The organism is Streptomyces sp. NPDC096176, assembly GCF_044763255.1.
Classification (GTDB): Bacteria; Actinomycetota; Actinomycetes; order Streptomycetales; family Streptomycetaceae; genus Streptomyces.
The window spans coordinates 565,137-589,903 of sequence record NZ_JBIWFV010000004.1 but is presented as its reverse complement, the minus strand read 5'-3'; the positions used below and the strand labels follow the sequence as shown (position 1 = coordinate 589,903).

The following is a 24,767-nucleotide window of genomic DNA, read 5'->3' as shown; positions in this document are numbered from 1 at the left end:
CTACTTCACGCCCACCGCGCGGATGATCTCCTGCTTCACCGAGCCGCCACGGTCGTCCATGGCGGAGGCACGCACCGAGAGGTACTGCGCGTCCCGCGGGATGCGGACCGTGCCCTCCCAGGCCGCCGACTTCCCGCGCACGCCGTCGAGTTCGACAGCGTGCCAGGTCTTGCCGTCGTCGAACGAGACCTCCAGCGCGCCACCACTGATCCTCCCGGTCTTCTCGGCGCCCTCGACGTACTCCGCGAAGATCCCGAAGTCCAGGCGCTTCCCGCCGCGGACGTCACCGCTCAGGTCGGTGTCGACGTCGAAGCCGAGGTTGAGCATCGGGAGGACGGTGTGCCGGCCGACCGGAGTCTCCCCGGAGCGGAACGTCCACTCGGAGTGGCCCTTCGTCGCCAGGCGCCAGCGCTCCGCGTCCAGCGTGGTGTCGGTGACGACCCGGTACGTCTTCTCGGCCGGGTCGGCGTCCCAGGCGTACGCGCCCGAGCTCATCTTGCGGTCGACCAGCTCCCCGTCCGCGTACACCTCGGTGAACTGGGTCATCGACTCCTCGCTCCACACGTCGCCGAAGCCGGTGTGGTCGGGTCCGCCGTCACCCCAGCCGGGGGTGTTGAACGCCAGGTTGTTGCCCGCGCGGGTCTGCCCCCAGCCGAGACCGGTGCCCAGCCACGGGTGCAGTACGGGCTTGAACCAGTTGAGCTCGGAACGGGTGCCGCCCTTGTACGAGGGAGTGCCGCTGCGCTGCTCGATGGCGCCGGGGCCGCTGCTCATGGACTCGTGCCAGCGCTGGCCGGGGCCGGTGCTGACGTAGTCGGTGCGCTCGACGGGGAACGCGATCTTCTCCTGGAAGCCGAAGCCGACCCGGAAGGTGTCGGTGATCGAGTAGCGGAACTCGCCGCCGTCGGCCGGCTTCGCGGCATGGAACCTGCTGTCCAGCACGGCCAGTTCACCCCTGCCGGGCCGGTAGGTGAGGTCACGGTCCGGCACCGCGCCGGGGTGCCCCTGCGACAGGTCGTACACGTAGGGCGTGTACTGCGTGCCGGTCAGCTCGAGACGCTGGTGGTGGCGGGCCGCCCCCGCGAGGCGCGCCCCGTCCGCGGCGTTGACGGTGGCGACGTGCAGCGTCCGGTCCTCGTACGCCTCCGTGCCGAACCAGGCCATCAGCCGGCCGGGCGCGTCGTCGGTGACGAACAGCGCCTTGGCGCCCGCGTCCTGGGCGTTCTGCGCAAGCTGCGCCGGGCTGAGTTCGCCGGTGCGGCGTACGACGACCGCCTTGCCGCGGACGCTTCGGCCCGCGTAGTCGGCGGGGGTGCCGGCGCCGGCGTCGACGACGTCCAGTCGCTGCTTTCCGTCGAGGACGGCTGCGCCTGCCTGCAGGACGGCCTCGCCGAGCAGCCGGCCGCCCGCGGTGACGTCGAGCATCGGCTTGCCGAGCCGCCAGACGGTCCGGTATTCGAACGTGCCGGTGGTGGGCTTGCGGGTGGGCGCGGCGAAGATACTGTCGTACAGCGGCGGCACCTGCAGGGCGCCCCCGTAAGAGACGCCGTTCGCGTCCCGGTCGAACTCCATCAGCAGCTGCCGGGTCTCGGTCCGCCTGCCGACATCGGCCTTGATCTCCCGCAGTTCCCGGGCGTCGAGAGTGATCTCGCGGTCCCGGTCGAGCGTGATCTCGGGGTCGGTGAGGAAGCCGAGGCCGAGGGAGTCCTTGCCCTTGCTGCCCGGTACGTCGAGGAACGACGAGACGGTGTACGTGCCGGGGAGCAGCCGCAGTTCCAGGGTGCCGGACTCGCCGACCGCCGCCGGGAACGGGTCATTACCCTCCTGGAGCTTCTGCACACCGATGTGGGCCGCGGTCGGGGCGCCGTCACGGCCCTTGACGTGCACGGTGAGGGTGTAGCGCTCCTCCTCCTTGACCAGTCCGACGGCGGTGTGGGCGACGATCCGGTCGCCGTCCCTTGCCACGACACGGCCGGAGGTGTTGCCGACGGGCGCGTTCGTGCCGTCGCCGGTGACGGTGGTCCGCGCGGTGCCGTGCGCGGGGACGGTGAGCGTGTCGTCGGCGAGTGACACGACGCCCGCCGAAATGCCCTCCACGGCCAGGTCGAGGGTGACCGGCGCGTCGGAGTGGTTGGTGTACGTGACGGTCCTGGTGACCGGCTTGTTGTCCTCGTACGGCCAGCCGAAAAAGCCGAGGCCGGCCGAGCCGGTCGCGGTGACCGTGGCGTCGACGGCCGCGGGGACGTCGACCCGGCCCGCGCCGAGCGCGTACGCCGACGCGTCGAGGCCCATGGACGTCGACATCAGCGCGTCCTTGAGCTGCTGCCCGGTCCAGTCGGGGTGCTTCTCCGCGAGGAGGGCGGCGACGCCCGCGACATGCGGGGTGGCCATGGAGGTGCCGCTCATCGTGGTGTACGGGCCGTCGCCGTCGGTGAGCCGAGAACGGGCGGCGAGGATGTCCACGCCGGGCGCGGACAGGTCGGGCTTGAGGGCGTTGTCGCCGAAACGGGGGCCCTGGCTGGTGAAGTAGGCGGCCTCGTCGGCGGAGTCGACGGCGCCGACGGTGAGGGCTGCGTCCGCGACGCCGGGCGAGCCGATGGAACCGGGGACTCCACGGTTGCCCGCGGCGACGACGAACAGGGCGCCGGTCTCCTCGGAGAGCGTGTTGACGGCCTGGGCCATCGGGTCGGTGCCGTCGGAGGCCTCCTGCGAACCGAGGCTCATCGACACGACCTTGGCGTCGATGTCCTTGGCCGCCCACTCCATGCCGGCGATGATCTGCGACTCGCTTCCGCTGCCCTCGTCGCTGAGCACCTTGCCGATGGCGATGCCGGCGCCGGGGGCGACGCCCTTCTCCTTGCCGTCCGACGCCGCGCCGCTGCCGCCGACGGTGGACGAGACATGGGTGCCGTGTCCGTTGCGGTCGGCGACCTCCTCGCCCTCGATGAAACTCTTCGTCTCGGTGAGGCGGCTCTCGAGGTCGGGGTGCTCCGCGTCCACCCCGGTGTCGAGGACGGCGACCTTGACGCCCTTGCCGGTGAGCCCGGCCTCCCAGGCCTTCGGGGTGCCTATCTGGGCGTTCGAGTCGGCCATGGCGGCCCGCACCCGCCCGTCGAGCCACACCTTGGTCACGCCGGCTCCGAACGCGGAGCGGGACTTCGAGGAGGTGACGGCCCGCCAGAACTCCCCGGACGCCGCCGCCTCCACGGCCGCGCCGTTGATGCTCGGCAGGGCGCGGACGGTCTCCGCTCCGCGGGTGGCGGCCTTCTTCGCGCCGTTCGCGTAGCCGACGATGAGCGGCAGCCCGTCCTCACCGTCGAGCCCCTGCTCGATCAGTCCGGTGACGTCGAAGAGCCGCTCGTCGAGCACGCCCGAGTTCAGGTAGGGCCGCGCCTCGTCGGGCACGACGGTGACCCGGCCGTCCGAGATCTCGCTGCGCACGGCGCCGACGGCGCCCGACGGGCGCTGCACGGTCACCGCCTTCCGCTCGCCGCCGAGGTCGGTGACGGTCACCTTGTCGCCGGTGACGAGCGTGACGGTGTGCGCGGCCTGGGCGGTCCTCGCCGCGGCGGTGCCCGCTTGACTGCTCGCCGCGGGCGGGACCGGATCGCGGTCCGCGCCGGCGGCGACGGCCTGTCCCGCCGGGAGCAGAACGAGCGTCAACCCGGCGGCCATCAGCCGGGCTCCGCGTCTCGCGGGTGCTCTGGTGGTCATGGATGCCTCTCCTCGGGGCGTCCGGTGGACGGGGGTGGCTCCGGACGCTGCGAAGAGTTTCGACGCGATCAAGCTGCCTGCGAACCGAACGGCACTGGCGGGTACGCGCCATGGCGGCCACCCGCCACGGCCGCGCCCATGCCGGCGCCGCACGGCCGCGCGTCCTACGGGCGGCGGGGCACCGGGGCGCATAGCGTGCGAAGGAGAGAACCGACGTGCAGGAAGGCTTGGACACCATGGCAGCGCACCCCGAAGGAACGCCCTGCTGGGCGGACGCGACGTTCCCCGACGTGGAGGGCGCGAAGCGCTTCTACGGCGAGCTGTTCGGCTGGACCTTCGACGAGGGCTCGCCCGAGTTCGGCGGCTACACCCAGGCGCTCTCCGGCGGCAGGCCGGTGGCCGCCGTCGTCCCGCAGATGCCCGGGGCGGGCGGGCCCCCGTCCTGGAATCTGTACTTCGCCTCGTCCGACATCGCCACCACCGCCGAGAAGATCCGCGACAACGGCGGCGCCCTGCTGATGGATCCGATGCCGGTCGCCGATCTCGGCACCATGGTCACGGCGGAGGAGCCCAGCGGCGTGTTCTTCAGCGTCTGGCAGCCGGGCAGCCACACGGGCTTCGAGCGGACCGGCGAGCCCGGCGCCTACTGCTGGGCGGAGGTCACCACCAGGGACGTGGAGAAGGCCGACCACTTCTTCCCCGCCGTCTTTCCCTACGAGGCGAAGCGGATGCAGCACGAGACGGTCGACTTCAGCCTGTGGCATGTCGGCGGCGAGCCCGTCGTCGGCCGGCTGAAGATGACCGAGGACTTCCCGGCGGACGTCCATCCGTACGTCAACGTGTACTTCGGCGTCGAGGACTGCGACGCGGCCGTGGCGACGGTCACCAGGCTGGGCGGAAAGCTGCACTGGGGGCCGAGGGACAGCCCCTTCGGCCGGTTCGCGTCGGTCGCCGACCAGCAGGGCGCCACGTTCTCCGTCATCGACATCGGCACGACCGCCGGCGAGATGCCTCAGTTCACCTGACCCCTCCGCGCTCCGGTGCCGTGACCTCCGTGTGCGCGCCGGCCGGGATCCGGCTGACCACGGCCGCCACCACCGGCGGGTGGCTGTGCCGTTCCCCCTGGTCGGGAGGAGTGTCGTCGGCCCGCCGCACGCTGCCCTCCGACATGCCTCCGGGCCCGCCCTCCCGGTTGCCGTCCTGCGCGCCGTGCCCTGGCCCCGCCCCCGCGCCGGGTTTCGCGGCGTCCGGGGCGTGCCTGCCCGGGACGTCCGACGTCGCTCCGCCGCCACGGCCTGCCTCCGGGCGCGGGCACACCTCGGGGACGCAGTCGCGGCCCGCGGCGGGCGGCGGGCCGTTCACCTCTTCCGCGTAGGGCGCGGCCCCCTCGGCGCCCGACTGCTGCTGCGGCCCCATGGGCGCGATGTCGGTCCGCCAGACCTGGGCGGACGAGTCGTCGCGGACCTTGACCACCACGGAGGTCTCCGGGTCCCCGGACGCGGGCACCATCGCCAGCCGGTCGTTCCACCGCGGGATGACCTGGCCCTGGAGGGTCAGGTCGTAGCGGACGTCGACGGCGTCGGGGGCCGTCCGGCGTGTGCAGGTGTCCACGACAACGATGCCATCGAGCCCGCGGGAGTTCAGACAGAGCGCGGGCGCGGCGGAGCTGCGGAGCAGACCGTCGACCTCGTACACCCACTTCTGCGTGGGCGCCGACGAGCAGGACGCCATCGTCGCCTCGGATCCGGCCTTCGGCTCACGGTCGACCATGTCGAGACAGAGGCCCGTCTCGACATTGCGCAGGCGGGTGTTGAGCGGCCCGGCAGGATGGTGTGCCGCGGTCGTCGACGGTTCGGGCGCCGGGGCCGACGGCACCGGCGTCCCCATGCCGGAGGCGGGAGGGGCGGTACCGGTGACGGCGCCGCTGGGCACGGACGGAACCGCCTGGTGCTTGTCCTCCTCCCAGAGCGCCGACACGAGGCTGATGACAAGCAGTCCGGTAACGGCTGCCGCAGCTCCGACGGCCAGCGCCCCCGGCGCTACACCCACGGCCGCCAGGCGCTTGCCCCGCAGGGCGATGCTGCGCAGGGTGCCGGGCCGCCCGCTCCGCGAGTGCCGGCCGGACCCGCGCGGCGCGCCGGTCCCGTCTCCTCCGCCGCCCTGGGTGCGGGCCTTGCGCCGCCGTCCCGGCCGCGACTCGAGGTACGCCTGGGCCGCGCCGCCGAGCAACGCCTCCGCGAGCAGCACGCCCAGGCGACCGCCGGTCTGCCGGAGCTGGTCGGCGGCGAACCGGCAGTAGGAGCATTCGGACAGATGCACCTGGATGTCCGGGATCAGCGCACCGCCGCGACGCAGCGAGATGTCCAGGAGCCGGTTGTAGTGCCGGCATTCCCCGGTCGGCGCGTGCTCCCGGTGGACCCGCACACAGGTCAGCCGGAACTGTTCGCGCGCCTGAACGAGTTGGTCGGTCGCGACGCGGGGATCAATTCCCAGCAAACCGGCCGGTATGGATATGCCCTCGACCTCGACCTCGGCGTGCCAGAGCAGCACCTGCGCGGCCATCGGCATTGCGTGGAATGCGCGGGAGACCAACTGCCTCTTTTCCTGGGGGCCTTCCGGATTCACGAGTCCGGTCAGCACCGTGGCGACGCGCTGGTCACCGGCCCAGGCCTTGGATATATGACGGGCGGTCACCAGAAGGTGGGGCCGTACGGCGCTCACAGAGCCGTTGCGGGTCAGATTTTCCAGCACCTGCGTAAATGCGGCCGTGGTGAGCATGGAGGCAGTTTTGTTCGAGACCGCACACATCGAGGCGTAGTCGAACACGGGCTGCCAGTGCCGGGCGAGCAGCGCGGCCACCGGATGAACCTCCTGGACCCCGCCACCGGCGTGCAGCGCGGCGGCAAGCTCCTCGTCGGAGACCCCTGGTGCGTGACCGGGCTGCGAGGGAGGGATGGTTCCGGGCGTGCGGGGTTGCTGCATTGACGTCTTTCCATCCATGGCAATGCGGTGGGGGGCTGCTGCGTACGGATCGAAAGGGAGTGCACCGATTGGTACATACCTTCGAGTCGGCGGCTTCGTGCCCTTTTGGAGCCAGCCGCCGGCAGGCAATTCGAACGGTTGAGCAAAGCAGTGCTGTTCGGAAGTCAGGAGGCTCACCCTTACACAACCCCCCTGCCAGTAACAAGAGTTCCGGAACGGCGACCATTCACAACGAGCCGGTCAAGACACCTTCCGGGGCATGGACACCGCTTTCTGGAACTTGAGTAAGTACAACAATGAAGAAGCATTGCGACGGCGGTGGTTGACGGCTGGGGCAATTGAGTCCTGCGTAGGCGCCGGGAGTGGTCGGCCGTGATCCTCGGCGGAGCGGGACCGGGACCGGTCGACAGCCGGCCGCGTGGGGCGACCGGAAGCTGGACGGCGGCCGATACCCTGCGAAAACCGACCGATGCCAATGAAAGGAGCATTCTGTGTCATCTCGCCTCAACCCCTACATCAGCTTCGCCGGCAACGCACGGGAGGCCATGGAGTTCTACAAGAGCGTCCTCGGCGGCAACCTGAAACTGAACACCTTCGGCGAAATCGGCGGCGCCCAGCCCGGGCACGAAGACAAGATCATGCACGCCATGCTCGAGACCGACCGCGGTTATACGCTGATGGGCGCCGACACCCCTCCCGGCATGGAACACAAGCCGGGCAACAACTTCTCCGTGAGCCTGAGCGGCGACGACAACGCGGAACTGCGCGGCTACTGGGACAAGCTCTCGGCCGACGGCACGGTGCACGTCCCGCTGGAGAAGCAGAAGTGGGGAGACAACTTCGGCATGTGCGCGGACCGGTTCGGTGTCACCTGGATGGTCGACATCGTCGAGAACCAGGGCTGACGGCGCCGCGCAGGGATCCACTGGGGCGTCCCGCCCCACCGGCGGGACGCCCCAGTGGATCCCCGCACAGCAGTCGCTCCCGGCGGCCTGCGGATTACCCCAGGAAGCCCGAAGATTTGGCCACGCCGAGGCTCAGTCATAGTTCTGCCCCGCCGCCTTTGAAAAGGGCTGCAAAGTGGATCTTTTGGCCCGACGATCTTGATGATCGCCATCATGGCATTGGCGTTCTTTGTTGCTGATCCGGCAGCCCGGGTTCTCGTCCGCAGGATCGGTAGCCGACTGTTTCAGCTGCTGCCGTACATGGCTTTCACTGTCAGCAGCTCTTACGCGACCGCCATAGTCGGGCCGTCGTCGTTGTGGCCGCTGTGGCCCTTGATCGTTTTCTCCTGGACTCTGCCTGTGCTTATTTGCGGCGCGGCCTTGGCCTGCGGCCACACGAGCAGGCGCCGACTCCGTAGCCGGTGACGGTGGTGCCGGGCGGATGTGTGTTGCCGACTGCCGCTGGGCGCCCGACGGTCCGCCGTCGTCGTGCGGTTGGGCGAAGCCGGCAGGGGCTCTCGCCCTCACCTCACATTCCTCTTGGTCGGGAGCTCAGTCCGCGAGATCGGCCTTGCCGAACAGGACCGCATAGCCGGAGGGGAGCTGGCTGAGGATCTGGTTCAGTTCGCCACCGGTCACAGCGTCGGCGACGGTGCTCAGGACCGCGCCGGCGTCCCATTCCGCGGTACGCGGCCGGGCACCGGTGCGCTGCGCGACCCGGCGGTAGAACTCTTGGATCCCGAAGCTCTCGGCCTGCTGCGGCGTGGCGTCGGCCAGGTGTCGCCCGAGCGGGCCGGGCAGTTGGGAGGCGAGGTCCTTGACTTCTCCAGGACTGATCCGTTGGGCCAGTACGTCCAGGACGTCTGTGGTGACTTTCGCGGCCTCGTCCGGGCTGCCGTATTCGCCCCTCTCGCGAACGCGGGCGAGAAATTCGTCGTACTTCATCGCTACCTCGACTGTGTTGGTCGCGTGGCTGGTCGTCGGACCATCCGATCCGGTGGTGCATCTGTGCCCCGATCATCGCTGTACATGGGTTTCGCCGCCCGGCCGGTCGGGTCCGTCCGTTGGCGCGTAGACGTCGTTCGGAAGGCGTCGGGTACGGGACTCCCGGACTGCTTCACGCAAGGCGCGGCGGAAGCGGCCGGGGCCCCAGGACCGGCCGTCGACGGCCCGTTCGAGGTTCTCGCGGCAGGTGGGGCCGGTCTCTTGGAGGGCGTGGGTGACCTGTTCGATCTCGTCGTCGAGGTGTCGTTCGGCCGTGGCGGAAGTGCGGCTTGCGGTGCCTGCGGTACCGACCATTCCCGGCGAGTAGAGGGTGCTGCCCGATCCGGTGCCCGGGCGGTAGCGACGGGCTCCGGCGCGCTCCCGCTCCCGGCGGCGGGCGGTGCGGTCGGCGATCCGCAGCTCCCGCTCGCGTGCTGCCTGCCGGACGTGAGCCGGTCGGCGGCGATCTCGCATGTCTTGTGGTGCGGGTTCGCCGCGCCAGGCTGCGTCGGCCTCCTCCGCGGTGAGCGGCCGGGCGATGTTCTCCAAGGACTGCTGTTCGGCCCTGACACCGAAGAGGAGCTCGGCAACTCCGCCCAGCGCCATGGCTGCCGCTCCGACGAGGAAGCCGACGGCCACCAGGCCGGCATCGCCACTGTGAATGAAGTGGCCGAACAGCAGCGGGCCGGTGATTCCGCCCACGGCCGTGCCGACCGCGAAGAACAGCGAGATGGACAGGGCCCGGGTCTCCATGGGGAAGACCTCACTCACCGTCAGGTACGCCGAGCTCGCTCCCGCGGAGGCCACGAAGAAGGTCAGCGACACCAGCAGGAAGAACGACCATGCCGTCAGGGAGCCGTTGATCAGCAGGACGGCGAGGACGACTGCCACGAGGGCCGAGCCGAAGTAGGTGCCCGAAATCATCGGTTTCCTGCCGACGGTGTCGAACAGGCGGCCGAGGAGGAGCGGTCCGAGGAAGTTGGCGAGCGCGAAGAGGGCCAGGAAGTACGGGACCGAGCCGGAGCCGACGTCGAAGAAACCGCTCAGGATCGTGCCCAGGTCGAAGACGATCGCGTTGTACAGGAAGGCCTGTCCGATGAAGAGGGCCAGCCCCAGCACGGCGCGCCGCGGGTACCGCTGCAGGGTCACGCGGGCGATTTCCGTGAACGGGATGACGTCGCGCTGCCGGACGGTGACGGCCTCCTCCGGTTCCGGCAGCGTGAGGCCGGTCTCCTCGCGGATCTCGGCCTCGATCCGGTCGACGATGCGTTCGGCCTCCGCCTCGCGCCCGTGGATGAACAACCAGCGTGGGCTCTCCGGCACGTGGCGGCGGACCACCATGATGCCGAGGCCCAGGACGCCGCCGAGGCCGAAGGCCAGCCGCCAGCCGAGGTCGGCCGCCAGCAGACTCTCGTTGAGCAGCAGCACGGCGGCCAGGCTGCCGAGCGCCGCACCGACCCAGTAGCTGCCGTTGATGGCCAGGTCCACCCGTCCGCGGTTGCGGGCCGGAATCAGCTCGTCGATGGCCGAGTTGATCGCGGCGTACTCTCCGCCGATGCCCATACCGGTGATGAAGCGGGCGAGGTAGAGGTACCAGGCGTCCTGGGCGAACGCGGTCGCGACGGTGGCGAGGATGTAGATGGCCAGCGTGAGCAGGAACAGCTTCTTACGGCCGTAGCGGTCGGTGAGTCTTCCGAAGAGGAGAGCGCCGCAACATGCGCCTGCCACGTAGATGGCGGCGGCGGTTCCGATGTCGGCGCTCGTGAGATGGATGCCGCTGTCCGGCTCGGTCATCCGCGAGGCGACGGCGCCGACGATCGTCACTTCGAGCCCGTCGAGAATCCAGACGGTTCCCAGGCCGACGATGATCCGCCAGTGGAATCGGGACCACGGCAGCCGGTCGATCCGGGCAGGGACCTTGGTGGTGACGACGTTGGGGTCGGCGGCGGTGGTCATGCCATGCCTCCTCGTCCGCGACATGGGCTGTTGCCTGACGAGGGACAGAAAACAGGCCGGACCGGCCAGGTCCCTCTAGGGTGGTGTTCCGTGCTGCGCTGCCACCTGCTGGGACACCGTTTTCGTTTCCTGACCGAGGGCGAGACGATGCTCTGGCGCTGCGCCCGTGGGTGCGGAACGGAAGGCAGCAAGCGTTATCCGACGGCCGAGGACGCCGAGCGTTACGCCCGGGCATTCGACCGTGAGGACCAGGCGGACCTGGGCCGACGAGCACCGCTGGGGCTGCTCCCCCTGCGGTTGCTGCCCGCCTGGCGTCTGCGGCGCCGATAGGCAGTCGCGTGACCTCGTTCAAGGCCCTCACCTCGGGCTGTCGAGCCTGACAGGTCCGGCCGCGGTGCCGGGTTGGTGTCCGGCACCGCCTGGCCGTGCCGGGTTGGTGTCCGGCACCGCCTGGCCGGCGTCTCAGCCGCTGCTCTCGCTCCGTTCGCTCGTCTCGCTGATCTCGATGTGCCGGGGCTTGGCCACCTCGGCCTTGGGGACGGTGATCGAGAGCACCCCTTCCGACATCTGCGCCTTGATCTTGTCGGTGTCCACTTCTCCCGGCAGCCGCATCCGGTACTCGAAGGCCCCGGTGCGGCGGGTGTTGCGGCGCAGGATGCCTTTGCGTTCCTTCTCCTTGATCTCTCCGGTCACCACCAGCTCCTGGCCATGGGCCTCGACATCGACGTCCTTGCTCTTGACGCCGGGGAGTTCGATCTCGACGTGGAACGCGTCGTCGGACTCCGTGACATCCGCCATGGGCGTCCACGCCGCCACGGGTGCCGCGCTGCTCACCGTCGATTCGATCAGTCCGCTCATCTCGTTCAGCAGTTGGTCGAATTCGGCCAGGGGGTTGTGTGCCCAGCCGATGGTCCTCTGTTGCATTCCGCCACCGGGGTGGCGCCGGACGGGCGTTGCCATGCCCATCGCCTCCTTCTCCTTCTCGCGTGATCTTTTCGCCCGCCCTGTTTCAGGCGAGGCGTGCGGACTCCTTGGGCCGGATGTGCGGGGAGTTCGGTGGGGCCGTGCGGCCCAGGTACCGGTGCACGAAGTGGATGCTCATCGCACCCTCGCCCACCGCGCGAGCCACCCGTTTCACCGAGCCGCCACGGACGGCCCCGGCGGCGAAGACTCCCGGCAGGCTGGTCTCCAGCGTCAGGCAGTCGCGGCCCTGGCTCTGCCACAGTTCGAGAGCGCAGCAGGCCTGGACCTCGGCCCCGGAGAGCACGAAGCCGCGGGCGTCGATGACGAGCGTGCCGGACGACCACCCGGGTGAGGGTCGGCGCCGGTGAAGACGAACCGGGCCCGGACGTCGCTCCGATGGTGTTCTCCCTTATGGTGGTCGACCACGTGGCCGCCGCCGGCCGTCGCCTCGACCAGGTTCGTGCCGAGGCCCTCGGGGGCGGCGTTCACCGTGGCGGCGAGACCGGCCGGGCCGACGCCGACCCAAGCGTTCCGCCTCGGCGTACGTGTGGTGCGAGGCAAAACTTCGACGGTGCTCATCCATGCTCGCCCTCTCCGGGACAGCGCGAGCGCCGTCCGTTTCACGATGACCACTCCAGAGTCGCGGCGCGCCGGGGCAGCAGCCTGCCCCTGCGGTATCCAAATCCCCATCGGCTCTCGCCCTGACAGCGCAGAACAACCAGATATGGGTGAACAGGAGTGGGTCGATGCGTGAGCCGGGAGACCGTGCACGCGCGGCCGGCAGCGTCCGTCGCCGAGCTCGGGCGCCAACGGACCGTCCACGAGGTATTCGGCGAGGCCCGCGGCCGGCATCGGCGGCGTTGCGGGCATCGCCAGGGCCGTCCACGGGCTCACGGGCGCTGCGCTCCGTCGCCGTCGCCGTCGCCGTCGAGGACCGATTGGGCAACCTGCTCGTCCGGACAGGCCAAGGACAGTCCAAGTTCTCGCCGGCGCTGAAGGCCGCCTCGAAGCCCCAGGCCCGGGCGTCGTCCTCACCGCGGTAGTGGTCGAAGCAGGCGTAGCGTTCGCGGGCCCGGGCAGCGGCGGCGGGGTCGACTCGCTCCAGGTATGAGATCACCTCGTCGACGGACCGGTAGAGGCTGTACAAGTGGCCCGTCCCGGTACTGCTCGAGCAGACGGGCCAGGACCCGTCCTGCATCCTTCCGGTCTCGAAACAGTCGATCAGGCATTCGCAGCCTCCTACGCGCCGGACGAACCCGCACTACTCACGCCAGTGCGTCCAGCATTCCGTGCAAATGCGCCACGGCGAATTCTATGTCGGTGTACTTGTTCTGGCCGGCGCGTGACTCCGCGGAAAGGATTCCACAGCGGTGCACTTTCTCGAAGTCGCCGTAGGGGAACTTGTACCGTCCTTTGTCGTCCGCGTCCTGTTCGTCGTCCACGCCGAGGTACCACTTCTGGTATTCGGCGAGGCCACGCTCCTCCAGAAAGCGGTTCTCCTCCTTGGCGGAGGGCCGGTGCTCGCTCCAGGCGTCCCGGTCGTCGATGACCGCCCGGTGCTCCTTGACCAGCTTCTTCGCATGCTCGAAGGCCTGCTTGTTCAGCTTTACCATGACAAGTCGACACCTCCCGCGTCGTGCCGTACTGCAAGCACGCTGAATTCCCCTCCGGCCGATTCTGCACGGCCGAAAGAGCGTCGCCCGGGCCACCGAGTGTAAATCTCGGCGAATACCCGCAGTTTCTCCTGGCAGGTGAAAAGCGTGCCGCTTCATTCGTCCTGGCATGCGCAGGCGGGGCATGGCGCCCTCTGCGACACTTGACTGGGTGATCGCCCGTCGATGAGGAGGCGAGAGGCATGACCGTCATGGGGGTTTCCACATTCGAACGATTCTTCCGCAAGGCCGCGAGTCTCGACGTGGACAAGGAAGACCTGAAGCGTTACAGCGACTTCGTGGACGACAAGCTCTACGATCTCCTGATCGTCGCGCAGGCCGCGGCCAAGGCGAACGGCCGGGACACCGTCGAACCGTGGGACCTGCCGATCACCAAGGGGCTCCAGGAGAGCATCCACCGGTTCCGGCGGTTGGACCAGGAAGTCGAGCTCAAGCCCATCCTCGAGCAGCTGGCCAAGCACCCCCCGCTCGACCGGGCGCCGACCGAGGAGACAGAGGCGCGATTCCCGGAGATCCTCGGTGGGTTGAGCGTGGCTCTCGCCGAGACGTTCAGGATCGTCTTCCCGGACCTCAAGAACCCTCAGACCAAGCACTGGGAGACCGTCACGGAGATCTTCAACCTACTGCTGTAGACCCAACCCGCGACTCCGATCTCCTCGGCATGAGCACCCTTCGCCACCCGCGGCCTGGATGACGCGGTCAACGCAGCCGCGAAGTGAGAGGTTTCGAACTCTACGCAGCGAATTGCCTTACCGACGTAGCGAGCTTTGGGCCACTGCGCCCGGGGTGAAGTCGAGTGGCTTTGCGCCGGCCGGCTACCGTTCCTCAAAGAGTACGAAGCGGTTGAGCGGGGCCCGTTGCACGGGGTCGGTGGACGTCCTGACTATCTGGTCGGGCGGCGCCTTGAACGGTTGATCGCCTCGTGGCGCCTGTACGGCACGGATACCTCGCTGGACGTGTGGCTGATCGATAGCACAGAGGTCGCCATCCACGTGACAGCCGGGTCAGACAGTTGAACCCCGGTAGAGCATGATTGGATCATTTTTCGCGTTCGTCATGCATGCCGGGCAGGAGTTCGGCGAGTTCACGCTCGATATTCTTGGCTTCGGCCGCGCCGATGCGCTCGAGAATCGCATAAGCATTCCGATAATGATCGATCGCGACCACGGTCTCGCCTTCGTAGTGGGCGTGGCGACCGATCCCGGCGAGCGCGAGGGCTTCTTCGAACGGACTGTTGAGGGAGCGCGCCAGAGAGAGTGCCGACTCGTGATGTTCAAAGGCCTGGGTGTGCCGGCCCGAAGCGAACAACAACTTCCCGATCTCGTTGAGGCCGGCGGCTTCCCCGAGGCTGTTCTCCAGCTCGCGATAGAGGGTCAGCGACTGGTCAAGGAGTTCGGCCGCCAGAGTAAGATCGCCGGTACGGACGTGCGCGGAGCCGAGGGCCCAGAGCACATCCGCCTCGCCGAGGGGGCTGTCCACGCATCGGCACACGACCAGGGCTTCATCCAGGTACTTCACCGCCGCGTCATATTCCTCGGCGGACAAAAGTGTGACGCCCAAGTTGTAGAGTGCCTCCGACTCGTTAAATCGACTGCCCATCTCGCGGAAGACGGTCAGGGCCTCTGATTGCGCCTCGGCGGCGGCCTCATACCTGCCGGTGATACACCACACGGCCCCCAGCCAGTTCTGGGCTTCCGCCACGCCTATGCGATTGCCAAGATCACGGTGAAGAGCCATCGCCTTCTCGAGCGCGTCGGCCGCCACCGGGTAGTCATCGAGAAGCCAACGGACGAGGCCCAGATGATGCAAAACATTGGCCTGTCCAAGCAGATTCTCCACATCGCGGTAGAGCTTCAACGCCTGCTCCAGCAACTGCGACGCGCCCGGATAGTCGGACTGCCAGTACCGTACGATTCCGAGATGGGTGAGGGCGTCAGCCTGCCCCTCCTGGTCGCCCAGATGGCGATACAGCGAAAGTGATCGCTCCAGGGCCTGTGTGGAAACTTCATGTTCGTTGGTCAGCTTATGGATGATGCCCAGATGGCAGAGAGCGGCCGCCTGCCCGGAGAGAGCATTGACATCACGGTAGAGCCCGAGCGCACAGTTCACCGCTTCACGTGCCTGCGGATAGTCACCACTCAGGTACTGCACGGTCGCCAGTCGGATGAGGGCACCTGCCTGTTCGGGCGGGTCGGCACTGCGCTGCGCTGCCGCCGTCGCGGCGCGGTGGATCTCGATGGCCCGGTCCCAGGGGCCTGCCTGCTGGAGATACCTGGCCATCGCCTCGGCAAATCGCACGACCCTCGGATGCTGACCGTGCTGGATGGTGCGCTGAGCACAGGCCAGAAGGTTTGTGCGTTCGCTCTCCATCCACTTCAACGCTTCGGTGCGGGTCGCCAGATCGGGACAGCTTGACACTCCGGAGATGGACGGGATTCCCGTCCGGAGGGCGTGACTCAGCTGCCGGTCAGCGAGAGAGGCGGTTCGCTGGTAGTAGTCGAAAAGACGGTCCATTGCCTCTTCAGTGCTGGCCTCCCCGTCCGCGTCGGCGAGAGCGCGGGTGTAGTCACGAATCAGATCGTGCATGCGATAGCGGCCATGGCGCAGCTCGTCGATCAAGTGGTCGTCGTACAGGGCGGCCAGATGACGGCGGGCTTGCCTCCGAGGGACGCCGACCAGCACCGCTGCGGCCCAGTCGTCGATTTCCTCCCCCGGATGCAAGCCCAACCGTCGGAAGAAGAGCTGCCGATCGTCCGGGAGGTCCTGGTAGGACAGTTCGAATGTCGCGGCCACTGCGCTGTCCTCCGCTCGCAGTTCATCGAGCCTGGTCTGCGCATCCGCCATGTCCTCGATGAGATCTCCGAGCAGCCACGAAGGATGGTGACGGAGCCTGCCAGCCAGTATGGAGACGGCCAAAGGAAGGCAGCCGCAGAGACGTACGAGAGCGTCGGCGGCGGCCTCCTCGCACGAGACGTCCCGGTCCGACAGTGTGCTCAGCAAGTTAATGGCTTCGTCGGGCGCGAGAGTGCCGAGCGAGATCGAGACCGCCCCGTCCAGGGCGCTGAGCCGCCGTCGACTGGTCACGAGGATCAGGCAGTTATCGGTGCCGGGGAGCAACGGCTCGACCTGATGGTGGCCAGCCGCGTTATCCAGAATGAGCAGGACCCGCTTGCCGGCGAGCCGGTCGCGCCACATCGCGGCACGAGCGTCCAACCCGGCAGGGATGTACTGCGCAGCCACCCCGACGATGCTCAACAGCGAGCCGAGCACGTCGACCGGCTCGACCGGAAGTTGTCCTGCGCTATGGGCGTGCAGGTTCACGAACAGCTTCCCGTCAGGGAAGGCATCAGCCAGCAGATGTGCTGCTCGGACCGCGAAGGCGGTCTTTCCCACCCCTGGCATTCCATCGATCGCATAAACCGGAAGCGGCCCTTTGGACGCCGACTCGTGGCGCACGGCGTCGACGAGCTTCTGCAACTCCCCGTCACGGCCCTCGAATGCAAACGTATCCCGCGGGAGTGTATTGGTGACTGAGGCGGGCGCTACCGGCAGGCTTTCGTAGATGTACTGGTCGCCGACCGCCTGGTAGATCCGGCCGCCATCGTCGGCGCCCGCCCGCAGGCTCACCTCCGGCTGGTCCTGTCCGCCCCTCCCGCCGTTCACCGTTCGGTGATGTGCTGATCGCGTCCTGCCTGGTAGACCCGGCCGTGGCCACGCGCAGTGGCCCTCAACTCGATGGAGGTGACCCGTTCCCGTTCCTCGGGAGTCAGCTGCGGCGTGAGCGTGTCGTCCAACAGTCGGCGCAGCTCAGGCGCCAGCTCCGGGTTGGCACGCACCAGTTGCTGCATGCGCAGCCGCCACACCCCCGCAAGCGCCTCCTCGGTCGCGTCGTCGCCTTCCTCGCGCGCCGCCAGCACCTCGGTCCGGGCCTGCGCCAAGTCGGCCTGCACCATCTCTGACTGATCAAGGCGACCACGTCGCCACAGCGCAACGACGCCCGCACGGGCGTGTTGCCAGGCGTCGGTGGCCATCGCCCCTACCAGCGCCGTTCCAGCCGCCACCACAACCGGGTCCATCGCACCCCCCACAATCACCAGGCAGGCTCCTTGCCCCCAGACGCACAGTACCCAGCGATGCCCGATGGGCTGCCACATTCGAGGCATTGGTGTCTGTCAAATGAACGGCTCTGTCTCTTGATCATGGAATGGTTGTCGCGGGCCGTGCCTTTCCGGCCGTTACCAGCGTTGCTGGGGTGACGCGTGCACTGGTCTGACGTCGACGTCGGACCTGCGCCGTCCGCGGCCCCGATTCCCGCCCACCTACGTGATCGGCGGCATCCCGGACGCCCCGCCGTAGACCCCGACCCGACCGCCCCCGACCGGAACCTCCGGACGCTGTTGGTCGATTCCGCCCCGCTGGATCTCACCCAGCGGGGCGGAGTGCTGCGAAGGGTGGATACGAGTGCGGGCGTGGGGTCTGCCGGTGAGCCAGGCATCGATGCGGGCGAGGTGGGTGGCAGCTCCGGTGAAGTGGTGTTGCAGCGGGGTTTTGGCGAGGCCGCAGTAGCGGGATCCGCGCAGGCCGAAGGCCCCGACGCCTTGGGAGATGGTGCCCTCGACCCCAGCACGGTGCCCGTAGCGTCGTCGCCATGGCGCGGTGTCCTGTTCGATTCGAGCCTGTTGGAAGATCTCGTACTCGGCCGTGGGGCGGAAGGTGAGTGCGCGTCCCTTGAGTGAGTCGGTGCACGACGTCCTCAGCTCGCACGGGCCGCACGCTCCGGCCGAAACGTGACCCGGGTCACGGCGGCGCCCCGGTGGCTGGTGGTCGCCTGCACGACCTGCGCCCCCTCGCTGCCACCCTGTCCCTGCTCGCCGGTACCGGCATCACGGTGGTCCAGGAGAAGCTGGGACACTCCTCGCGCCAGATCACCTCCGTCACCTACACCAGCGTGCTGCCCGAGATCATGGCCTGGACGGCTGGGTGCTGCCGACGGGCCTACTACCCGCAGCGGCCAGGACCACCCGCCGGGCTCCGAAGCGGCGTCGGAAGGCGGCGTGAGGGCGCTTCTGTCCACTGAATCGTCCCCGCGTCCACTACGTGTCCACTGGATCTTGGTCTGAACGAATGAACGGGGGCCACCACCCTGGAGTGGCGACCCCCGTTCTCGCGTCTCCGCAGGTAGAAACGGTTCTCTGGGAGCACCTTGGGGTGGGGCGGGTGGGACTCGAACCCACGGCCGACGGATTATGAGTCCGCTGCTCTAACCGGCTGAGCTACCGCCCCTAACGGCGCGTCGCGCACATTTGTGCGCGCCGTCTGCCGCAGCATAGCCGGTCATACGATCTCCTGCTCCGCATGGTCGGCAACGCTCAATCATCAGGACTGCGCTGCCGCTCGCGCGGTTCCGGATGTTGCCTGGAGCACACCGAACGAGCCGCGAGAGGGACGAACGAGTGCCGCGGGAGGTGATGGGCGGGCAATGAAAAAGGGCCCAAGAGGGCCCTCTTCCGATCTGCTCCCCCGGCTGGACTCGAACCAGCAACCCTCCGGTTAACAGCCGAATGCTCTGCCAATTGAGCTACAGGGGATCGCGCTCCCCCGACTGGACTCGAACCAGTAACCTGCCGGTTAACAGCCGGCTGCTCTGCCAATTGAGCTACAGGGGATTGCTGCGTATGCACCGAACGTACCTACCCGGGGCTTCCCAGGGGGCGTTCGCTCGCTGCGACACATACATTAGCGCAAGCAGGGGGGTGCTCCGCCAATCGGTATGGCGCCGGGTGATCACGGGCGCCGACGGGTAGGCGGGCAGCACCGACGCAACGGAAGGGTGTCACCCATGCGGTACAAGCTCACGTTCGTCGCCGGACTGGCCGTCGGCTTCGTGCTCGGGGCACGGGCCGGGCGCGAGCGCTACGAACAGCTCAAGAAGTCCGCGCGGCAGATCTCGCAGAACCCGGCGGTGCGCAACGTGGCCGAGTCCGCCGCTCACAACGGTCGCGAGGCGGCGGGCAAGGCCTTCCATGCGGTCAGCGACAAGGTCGGCGACCGCATGCCGGACTCCGTGGCCGAGCGGGTGCGGGCCCTCAAGGAGCGGGGCTCCGGCGCCGAAGACGACTGGGGAACCACAAACACCTGAACATGAACGGCCCGGCCACATCGTGCGACGGTCGGGGTCCACAGGACGCGCCGCAGTCGGTGACGTCACGCAGGCCACGGCCCGTGTGACGTCACCGACTGCTGGCGTACGGCAGAATTCCGGCCATGGGGATAGTCGCCGGGTTGGACAGTTCATCGGGGTTCACGCGCATCGTTGTCTGCGACGCGGACACGGGCGCCGTACTGCGCCAGGGGTACGCGCCGCACCCCCTCGAACCCAAGGCCACCGAGATCGATCCGCAGGCCTGGCTGCTCTCGCTCGGGGAGGCCGCCACCGGCGGCCTCCTCGAGGGAGTGCAGGCCATCGGCGTCTCTGCGCAGCAGGACGGCCTGATCATGCTGGACGCACAGGGCGGCATCGTGCGCCCCGCGCTGGTCGGCAACGACAAGCGCGCGCAGGTCGCCGCGGCCGATCTCATCGACGCGCTCGGCGGCCGGCAGGCCTGGGCCGAGGCCGTCGGTTCCGTGCCGCAGTCGTCGCAGCCCGTGGCGAAGCTGCGGTGGCTGGCGCGGACCGAGCCCGACGCCGCGCGGCGTGTCGCCTTCGTCATGCAGGCGCACGACTGGCTGGTGTGGCAGCTGCTGGGGCGGCCGGCCCGCAGGACCACGGACCGCGGCGGCGCCTCGGGTACCGGTTACTGGTCGGCGGGCACGGGCGCCTACCGCCCCGACCTCGTCGAACTCGCGCTCGGGCAGCAGTGCGCGCTGCCCGAGGTGCTCGGCCCGGCGGAGGCCGCGGGCACCACACCCGAGGGGCTGCTGATCTCCGCGGGCACCGGCGAGACCATGGCGGCGGCCTTCGGTCTCGGAGTGGGCGTCGGCGACGCGGTCGTGTCGCTCGGCGCGTCCGGTTCGGTGATGGCCGTGCACCACGAGGCGCTGGCCGACCAGAGCGGAATGATCACCTCGTTCGCCGACGCCACCGGGATGCATCTGCCGGTCGTGCACACGCTCAACGCCGTGCGGGCGCTGCGCGGGACGGCCGAGCTGCTGGGTCTGGCCGATCTCCAGGAGCTCTCCGCGCTTGCGACGAAGTCGACGCCCGGTTCGTCCGGACTGGTGCTGCTGCCGTATCTGGAGGGCGAACGGACACCGCAGCTGCCGCACACCGCGGGCACGCTGACCGGACTGCGGCGCGAGTCGATGAAGCCGGAACATCTGGCACGGGCGTCCTTCGAGGGCATGCTCTGCTCGCTCGCGGACGCGATGGACGTGCTGCGCGAGCGCGGCGTCGAGGTGCGCCGGGTGTTCCTGCTGGGGGCGGCCGCGGAGCTGCCCGCCGTGCAGGCGCTCGCCCCGGCGATCTTCGGTGCACAGGTCGTCGTGCCGCAGCCGGCGGACTACGCGGCGCTCGGCGCGGCGCGTCAGGCCGCGTGGGCGCTGGGCGCCGCGCAGGGCACACTGTCGCCGCAGGCGCCGCCGGCCTGGCAGGGCGCGGCGGCCCAGGTGCTCGAGCCGGGCGAGGAGCTGGCGGTCGGTCAGGCGGTGCGCCAGCAGTACGGGGCGACGCGGGACCAGATCCATCCGGGGGCGTTCTCCGCCGCGCCGTGAGGGGTGGGCCCGCTCCGGTCTCGCTGGAGCTGCGGTCCGGACACACGGAAGGTGCGGTCATACAAGCTGTTCTTGACCGGGGCTTGGGGAAAACTCGTGGGGTTTACCGACCGGGTGTCGGAAGATGGGTGACCCCTGATCTTTGCCGAGCCCGAGAGACAGCGCGTGCTGATACGACTGCTGCGGACCTATCTCAGTCCGTACAAGAGACCCCTCGCCATCCTGGTGGCGCTGCAACTGCTGCAGACCAGCGCCACCCTTTATCTGCCCACCCTCAACGCCGACATCATTGACAACGGTGTCGTGAAGGGGGACTCCGGCTACATCCTGGCCCTCGGCGCCCTCATGATCGGTATCAGCGTCGTCCAGGTGCTCTGCAACATCGGGGCCGTCTTCTACGGAGCACGGACGGCGGCCGCGCTCGGCCGCGACGTCCGGGCCGACGTCTTCGGCCGGGTGCAGAGCTTCTCCGCACGTGAGGTCGGCCACTTCGGGGCGCCGTCGCTCATCACCCGCACCACCAACGACGTCCAGCAGGTCCAGATGCTGGTGCTGATGGCGTTCACGCTGATGGTGTCGGCACCGATCATGTGCGTCGGAGGCATCGTGATGGCGCTGGGCCAGGACGTGCCGCTCTCGGCAGTGCTGCTTGCGGTCGTCCCGGTCCTCGGCATCTGCGTCTCGCTGATCGTGAAGAAGATGCGGCCGCTGTTCCGCACCATGCAGGAACGGCTCGACACCGTGAACCGCGTACTGCGCGAGCAGATCACCGGCAACCGCGTGATCCGCGCCTTCGTGCGCGACGGGTACGAGAAGAAGCGCTTCCGCGGGGCCAACGAGGACCTGACCGATGTGTCGATGTCCACCGGCCGGCTGATGGCGCTGATGTTCCCGACGGTGATGACGGTCGTGAACATCTCCTCCGTCGCCGTCATCTGGTTCGGCGCGCACCGCATCGACAGCGGCGCCATACAGATCGGTGCGCTGACGGCGTTCCTCGCCTATCTGATGCAGATCGTGATGGCCGTGATGATGGCCACCTTCATGTTCATGATGGTGCCGCGTGCCGAGGTGTGCGCCGAGCGCATCCAGGAGGTGCTGGACACCGATTCGAGCGTCGTCCCGCCGACCGCTCCCGTGCGGGAGCTGCGCGGCCGCGGCCGGCTGGAGGTGCGCGGCGTCGACTTCCGCTACCCGGGCGCCGAGGAGTCGGTGCTGCACGGCATCGACCTGGTGGCGCGCCCCGGCGAGACCACCGCGATCATCGGCTCGACGGGCAGCGGCAAGTCGACGCTGCTCGGGCTCGTGCCGCGGCTGTTCGACGTGACGGGCGGCGAGGTTCTCGTCAACGGGGTCGACGTGCGGGAGCTGGACCCGGCGCTGACGGCGAGGACCGTCGGGCTCGTGCCGCAGAAGCCGTACCTCTTCTCCGGGACGGTGGCGACCAACCTGCGCTACGGGAAGCCGGACGCGAGCGACCAGGAGCTGTGGGCGGCGCTCGAAGTCGCCCAGGCCGCCGACTTCGTACGCGCCCTGGAGGGCGGACTGAACGCGCCCATCGCCCAGGGCGGAACGAACGTCTCCGGGGGGCAGCGCCAACGGCTCGCCATCGCGCGGACGCTGGTGCAGCGGCCCGAGATCTACCTGTTCGACGACTCCTTCTCCGCGCTCGACTATGCGACGGACGCGGCGCTGCGCGGTGCGCTCGCCCGCGAGACCGCGGAGTCCACGGTGGTGATCGTCGCCCAGCGTGTGTCGACGATCCGCGACGCGGACCGGATCCTGGTCCTGGACGCGGGGCAGGTCGTGGGTGCGGGCAGCCATCACGAGCTGATGGAGAGCAATGAGACGTACCGAGAGATCGTGCTCTCGCAGCTGACGGAGGCTGAGGCCGCATGAGCGGGCCGGGTGGACGCATGATGACGGGGCCCGTCGAGCGATCGATGGACTTCAAGGGCTCGGGCAAGCGGCTGCTGCGGCAGCTCGCGCCGGAGCGGGCGACGCTGTGGGTGATGCTCGCGGCCGGTGTGCTGAGCGTCGCCTTCGCGGTGGTCGGACCGAAGATCCTGGGCGTGGCGACCGACCTGATCTTCGCGGGCGTCGTCGGCCGGCAGATGCCGGAGGGCGTCTCGAAGGACCAGGCCCTCGACGACATGCGGCGAAGCGGCGACGACGGCCTCGCGGACATGCTCTCCCGCGTGGACTTCACGCCGGGCGAAGGCATCGACTTCACCGCCGTGGGGAACGTCCTGCTGCTGGCGCTGACGGTGTTCGTGGCTGCCGGGCTGACGATGCTCGTGGCGACGCGGCTGTCGATCAAGGTGATCAACCGGACTGTTTACCGCATGCGGGAGGACGTGCAGGCGAAGCTGTCGCGGCTGCCGCTGTCGTACTTCGACAAGGCCAAGCGCGGCGAGGTGCTCAGCCGGGCCACCAACGACCTCGACAACATCTCGCAGACCTTGCAGCAGACGATGGGTCAGCTGATCAACTCACTGCTCACGATCGTCGGCGTGCTGGCGATGATGTTCTGGATCTCCCCGCTGCTGGCGCTGGTCGCACTGGTGACGGTGCCGCTGTCGGTGTTCGTCGCGGCGAAGGTCGGCAAGCGGTCGCAGCCGCAGTTCGTGGCGCAGTGGAAGTCGACCGGCGCGCTCAACGCCCATATCGAGGAGATGTACACCGGCCACTCACTGGTGAAGGTCTTCGGGCGCCAGGAGGAGTCGGCGAAGGGGTTCGCGGAGCAGAACGACGCGCTGTACGAGGCATCGTTCAAGGCGCAGTTCAACAGCGGAATGATGCAGCCGCTGATGTTCTTCATCTCCAACCTCAACTATGTCCTGGTGGCGGTCGTCGGCGGTCTGCGGGTCGCGTCGGGCTCCCTGTCCATCGGTGACGTGCAGGCCTTCATCCAGTACTCGCGACAGTTCTCGATGCCGCTGACGCAGGTCGCGTCGATGGCGAACCTGGTGCAGTCGGGTGTCGCGTCGGCCGAGCGGATCTTCGAACTGCTCGACGCGGAGGAGCAGGAGGCGGACGCGCCGTCCGCCGAGCGGCCCGAGCGGTCGGAACCGTCCCGGGGGCGGGTCTCGCTGGAGAACGTGGCCTTCCGCTACGAGCCCGACAAGCCGCTCATCGAGGACCTGTCGCTGAAGGTCGAGCCGGGACACACCGTCGCGATCGTCGGCCCGACCGGCGCGGGCAAGACCACGCTCGTCAATCTGCTGATGCGGTTCTACGAGGTGACCGGCGGGCGGATCTCCCTGGACGGCGTGGACATCGCCCAGATGTCCCGGGAGGACCTGCGTTCGGGCATAGGGATGGTGCTGCAGGACACCTGGCTCTTCGGCGGCACGATCGCGGAGAACATCGCCTACGGCGCTTCGCGGGAGGTGAGCCGCGAGGAGATCGAGGAGGCGGCACGGGCCGCGCATGCCGATCGGTTCATCCGTACGCTGCCCGACGGCTACGACACCGTGATCGACGACGAGGGCGCGGGCGTCAGCGCCGGCGAGAAGCAACTCATCACCATCGCACGGGCGTTCCTGTCCGATCCGGTGATCCTGGTCCTGGACGAGGCGACGAGCTCGGTCGACACCCGTACGGAGGTGCTGATCCAGAAGGCGATGGCGCGTCTGGCGCACGGGCGGACGAGCTTTGTCATCGCCCACCGGCTCTCCACCATCCGGGACGCCGACGTGATCCTGGTGATGGAGGACGGCTCGATCGTCGAGCAGGGCACGCACGAGGAGCTGCTGGCGTCCGGCGGGGCGTACGCGCGGCTGTACTCGGCACAGTTCGCCCAAGCCGTGGTCGAAGTGGACTGAGTCGTCCGGCCCTT

Annotated in this window: 20 protein-coding genes and 3 tRNA genes; 9 read left to right on the top strand and 14 right to left on the bottom strand. The window is 68.8% G+C overall.

Going from position 1 to position 24,767, the window contains the following annotated elements:
• Nucleotides 1–3,714 (bottom strand): S8 family serine peptidase, encoded by a 3,714-nt coding sequence (locus ACIQ7Q_RS14375; RefSeq protein ID WP_403860306.1) that lies wholly within the window; start codon nt 3,712–3,714, stop codon nt 1–3.
• Between the two features lie 236 nt (nt 3,715–3,950).
• On the opposite strand from ACIQ7Q_RS14375, the gene ACIQ7Q_RS14370 reads away from it, so the two are divergent.
• A complete protein-coding gene (locus ACIQ7Q_RS14370; protein WP_403860598.1) occupies nt 3,951–4,739 on the top strand; it encodes a VOC family protein in 789 nt (262 codons plus the stop codon).
• On the opposite strand, the gene ACIQ7Q_RS14365 is transcribed toward ACIQ7Q_RS14370, so the two are convergent.
• The gene (locus tag ACIQ7Q_RS14365) at nt 4,732–6,696 is read right to left on the bottom strand and encodes an RICIN domain-containing protein (protein WP_403860303.1); all 1,965 of its coding nucleotides are present in this window, start codon (nt 6,694–6,696) and stop codon (nt 4,732–4,734) included. The genes ACIQ7Q_RS14370 and ACIQ7Q_RS14365 overlap by 8 nt on opposite strands.
• A 491-nt stretch (nt 6,697–7,187) precedes the next feature.
• Here ACIQ7Q_RS14365 and ACIQ7Q_RS14360 point away from each other — a divergent pair, with 491 nt between their 5' ends.
• Complete coding sequence (locus ACIQ7Q_RS14360; RefSeq protein WP_403860300.1) at nt 7,188–7,601, top strand: VOC family protein; 414 nt, start codon at nt 7,188–7,190, stop codon at nt 7,599–7,601.
• Between the two features lie 591 nt (nt 7,602–8,192).
• Here the strand turns inward: ACIQ7Q_RS14360 and ACIQ7Q_RS14355 are convergent.
• Nucleotides 8,193–8,585 carry a DUF2267 domain-containing protein gene (locus ACIQ7Q_RS14355; RefSeq protein ID WP_403860297.1) on the bottom strand — a complete coding sequence of 131 codons (393 nt, stop codon included), beginning with the start codon at nt 8,583–8,585 and terminating at the stop codon, nt 8,193–8,195.
• 72 nt (nt 8,586–8,657) lie between these two features.
• Entirely contained in the window at nt 8,658–10,580 is a 1,923-nt protein-coding gene (locus ACIQ7Q_RS14350) for an MFS transporter (RefSeq protein ID WP_403860295.1), read from the bottom strand.
• A gap of 90 nt (nt 10,581–10,670) precedes the next feature.
• Here ACIQ7Q_RS14350 and ACIQ7Q_RS14345 point away from each other — a divergent pair, with 90 nt between their 5' ends.
• On the top strand, nt 10,671–10,910 hold the full coding sequence (locus ACIQ7Q_RS14345; protein WP_403860292.1) for a hypothetical protein: 240 nt from the start codon (nt 10,671–10,673) through the stop codon (nt 10,908–10,910).
• Nucleotides 10,911–11,042: 132 nt separating this feature from the next.
• Here ACIQ7Q_RS14345 and ACIQ7Q_RS14340 read toward each other — a convergent pair whose 3' ends face one another.
• From ACIQ7Q_RS14340 to ACIQ7Q_RS14325, 4 genes are all read right to left on the bottom strand, one after another.
• A complete protein-coding gene (locus tag ACIQ7Q_RS14340; RefSeq protein WP_403860289.1) occupies nt 11,043–11,540 on the bottom strand; it encodes an Hsp20/alpha crystallin family protein in 498 nt (165 codons plus the stop codon).
• A 49-nt stretch (nt 11,541–11,589) separates the two neighbouring features.
• Complete coding sequence (locus tag ACIQ7Q_RS14335) at nt 11,590–11,847, bottom strand: hypothetical protein (protein WP_403860286.1); 258 nt, start codon at nt 11,845–11,847, stop codon at nt 11,590–11,592.
• A 105-nt stretch (nt 11,848–11,952) separates the two neighbouring features.
• Complete coding sequence (locus tag ACIQ7Q_RS14330) at nt 11,953–12,741, bottom strand: erythromycin esterase family protein (RefSeq protein WP_403860283.1); 789 nt, start codon at nt 12,739–12,741, stop codon at nt 11,953–11,955.
• A gap of 67 nt (nt 12,742–12,808) precedes the next feature.
• Nucleotides 12,809–13,156 (bottom strand): hypothetical protein, encoded by a 348-nt coding sequence (locus ACIQ7Q_RS14325; protein WP_403860280.1) that lies wholly within the window; start codon nt 13,154–13,156, stop codon nt 12,809–12,811.
• Between the two features lie 242 nt (nt 13,157–13,398).
• Here ACIQ7Q_RS14325 and ACIQ7Q_RS14320 point away from each other — a divergent pair, with 242 nt between their 5' ends.
• Nucleotides 13,399–13,848, top strand: a complete 450-nt coding sequence (locus tag ACIQ7Q_RS14320; protein ID WP_403860277.1) for a DUF1931 family protein — start codon at nt 13,399–13,401, stop codon at nt 13,846–13,848.
• A 406-nt stretch (nt 13,849–14,254) separates the two neighbouring features.
• Here ACIQ7Q_RS14320 and ACIQ7Q_RS14315 read toward each other — a convergent pair whose 3' ends face one another.
• The 3 genes from ACIQ7Q_RS14315 to ACIQ7Q_RS14305 form a co-directional block, all read right to left on the bottom strand.
• Nucleotides 14,255–16,843, bottom strand: coding sequence for an ATP-binding protein (locus tag ACIQ7Q_RS14315; RefSeq protein ID WP_403860274.1), 2,589 nt, complete (start codon nt 16,841–16,843; stop codon nt 14,255–14,257).
• 32 nt (nt 16,844–16,875) lie between these two features.
• Complete coding sequence (locus ACIQ7Q_RS14310) at nt 16,876–17,247, bottom strand: hypothetical protein (RefSeq protein WP_403860271.1); 372 nt, start codon at nt 17,245–17,247, stop codon at nt 16,876–16,878.
• A gap of 288 nt (nt 17,248–17,535) precedes the next feature.
• A complete protein-coding gene (locus ACIQ7Q_RS14305) occupies nt 17,536–17,973 on the bottom strand; it encodes a transposase (protein ID WP_403860595.1) in 438 nt (145 codons plus the stop codon).
• Nucleotides 17,974–18,029: 56 nt separating this feature from the next.
• Between ACIQ7Q_RS14305 and ACIQ7Q_RS14300 the strand changes: the two genes are divergently transcribed.
• Nucleotides 18,030–18,293, top strand: coding sequence for a hypothetical protein (locus tag ACIQ7Q_RS14300; RefSeq protein ID WP_403860268.1), 264 nt, complete (start codon nt 18,030–18,032; stop codon nt 18,291–18,293).
• Between the two features lie 132 nt (nt 18,294–18,425).
• Here ACIQ7Q_RS14300 and ACIQ7Q_RS14295 read toward each other — a convergent pair.
• From ACIQ7Q_RS14295 to ACIQ7Q_RS14285, 3 genes are all read right to left on the bottom strand, one after another.
• Nucleotides 18,426–18,499: transfer RNA gene (locus tag ACIQ7Q_RS14295), tRNA-Ile, on the bottom strand.
• 232 nt (nt 18,500–18,731) lie between these two features.
• Nucleotides 18,732–18,804 (bottom strand) — tRNA-Asn (locus tag ACIQ7Q_RS14290).
• 5 nt (nt 18,805–18,809) lie between these two features.
• A tRNA-Asn gene (locus ACIQ7Q_RS14285) sits at nt 18,810–18,882 on the bottom strand.
• 173 nt (nt 18,883–19,055) lie between these two features.
• Here ACIQ7Q_RS14285 and ACIQ7Q_RS14280 point away from each other — a divergent pair.
• From ACIQ7Q_RS14280 to ACIQ7Q_RS14265, 4 genes are all read left to right on the top strand, one after another.
• Nucleotides 19,056–19,355 (top strand): YtxH domain-containing protein, encoded by a 300-nt coding sequence (locus tag ACIQ7Q_RS14280; protein WP_403860265.1) that lies wholly within the window; start codon nt 19,056–19,058, stop codon nt 19,353–19,355.
• A gap of 125 nt (nt 19,356–19,480) precedes the next feature.
• Nucleotides 19,481–20,926, top strand: coding sequence for an FGGY family carbohydrate kinase (locus ACIQ7Q_RS14275; protein ID WP_403860263.1), 1,446 nt, complete (start codon nt 19,481–19,483; stop codon nt 20,924–20,926).
• 165 nt (nt 20,927–21,091) lie between these two features.
• Nucleotides 21,092–22,825: an ABC transporter ATP-binding protein gene (locus tag ACIQ7Q_RS14270; protein ID WP_403860261.1), complete on the top strand. Its 1,734-nt coding sequence runs from the start codon at nt 21,092–21,094 to the stop codon at nt 22,823–22,825.
• Nucleotides 22,822–24,753, top strand: a complete 1,932-nt coding sequence (locus ACIQ7Q_RS14265; RefSeq protein WP_403860258.1) for an ABC transporter ATP-binding protein — start codon at nt 22,822–22,824, stop codon at nt 24,751–24,753. Before ACIQ7Q_RS14270 ends, ACIQ7Q_RS14265 begins: the two co-directional genes overlap by 4 nt.
• The last annotated feature ends 14 nt before the right edge of the window (nt 24,754–24,767 follow it).

Excerpts from the sequence above, each read along its gene's own strand:
- ACIQ7Q_RS14375 (WP_403860306.1), bottom strand. The coding sequence starts at position 3,714 with ATGACCACCAGAGCACCCGCGAGACGCGGAGCCCGGCTGATGGCCGCC.
- ACIQ7Q_RS14370 (WP_403860598.1), top strand. The coding sequence starts at position 3,951 with ATGGCAGCGCACCCCGAAGGAACGCCCTGCTGGGCGGACGCGACGTTC.
- ACIQ7Q_RS14365 (WP_403860303.1), bottom strand. The coding sequence starts at position 6,696 with ATGCAGCAACCCCGCACGCCCGGAACCATCCCTCCCTCGCAGCCCGGT.
- ACIQ7Q_RS14355 (WP_403860297.1), bottom strand. The coding sequence starts at position 8,585 with ATGAAGTACGACGAATTTCTCGCCCGCGTTCGCGAGAGGGGCGAATAC.
- ACIQ7Q_RS14350 (WP_403860295.1), bottom strand. The coding sequence starts at position 10,580 with ATGACCACCGCCGCCGACCCCAACGTCGTCACCACCAAGGTCCCTGCC.
- ACIQ7Q_RS14340 (WP_403860289.1), bottom strand. The coding sequence starts at position 11,540 with ATGGCAACGCCCGTCCGGCGCCACCCCGGTGGCGGAATGCAACAGAGG.
- ACIQ7Q_RS14330 (WP_403860283.1), bottom strand. The coding sequence starts at position 12,741 with ATGCAGGACGGGTCCTGGCCCGTCTGCTCGAGCAGTACCGGGACGGGC.
- ACIQ7Q_RS14325 (WP_403860280.1), bottom strand. The coding sequence starts at position 13,156 with ATGGTAAAGCTGAACAAGCAGGCCTTCGAGCATGCGAAGAAGCTGGTC.
- ACIQ7Q_RS14320 (WP_403860277.1), top strand. The coding sequence starts at position 13,399 with ATGACCGTCATGGGGGTTTCCACATTCGAACGATTCTTCCGCAAGGCC.
- ACIQ7Q_RS14310 (WP_403860271.1), bottom strand. The coding sequence starts at position 17,247 with ATGGCCACCGACGCCTGGCAACACGCCCGTGCGGGCGTCGTTGCGCTG.
- ACIQ7Q_RS14280 (WP_403860265.1), top strand. The coding sequence starts at position 19,056 with ATGCGGTACAAGCTCACGTTCGTCGCCGGACTGGCCGTCGGCTTCGTG.
- ACIQ7Q_RS14275 (WP_403860263.1), top strand. The coding sequence starts at position 19,481 with ATGGGGATAGTCGCCGGGTTGGACAGTTCATCGGGGTTCACGCGCATC.
- ACIQ7Q_RS14265 (WP_403860258.1), top strand. The coding sequence starts at position 22,822 with ATGAGCGGGCCGGGTGGACGCATGATGACGGGGCCCGTCGAGCGATCG.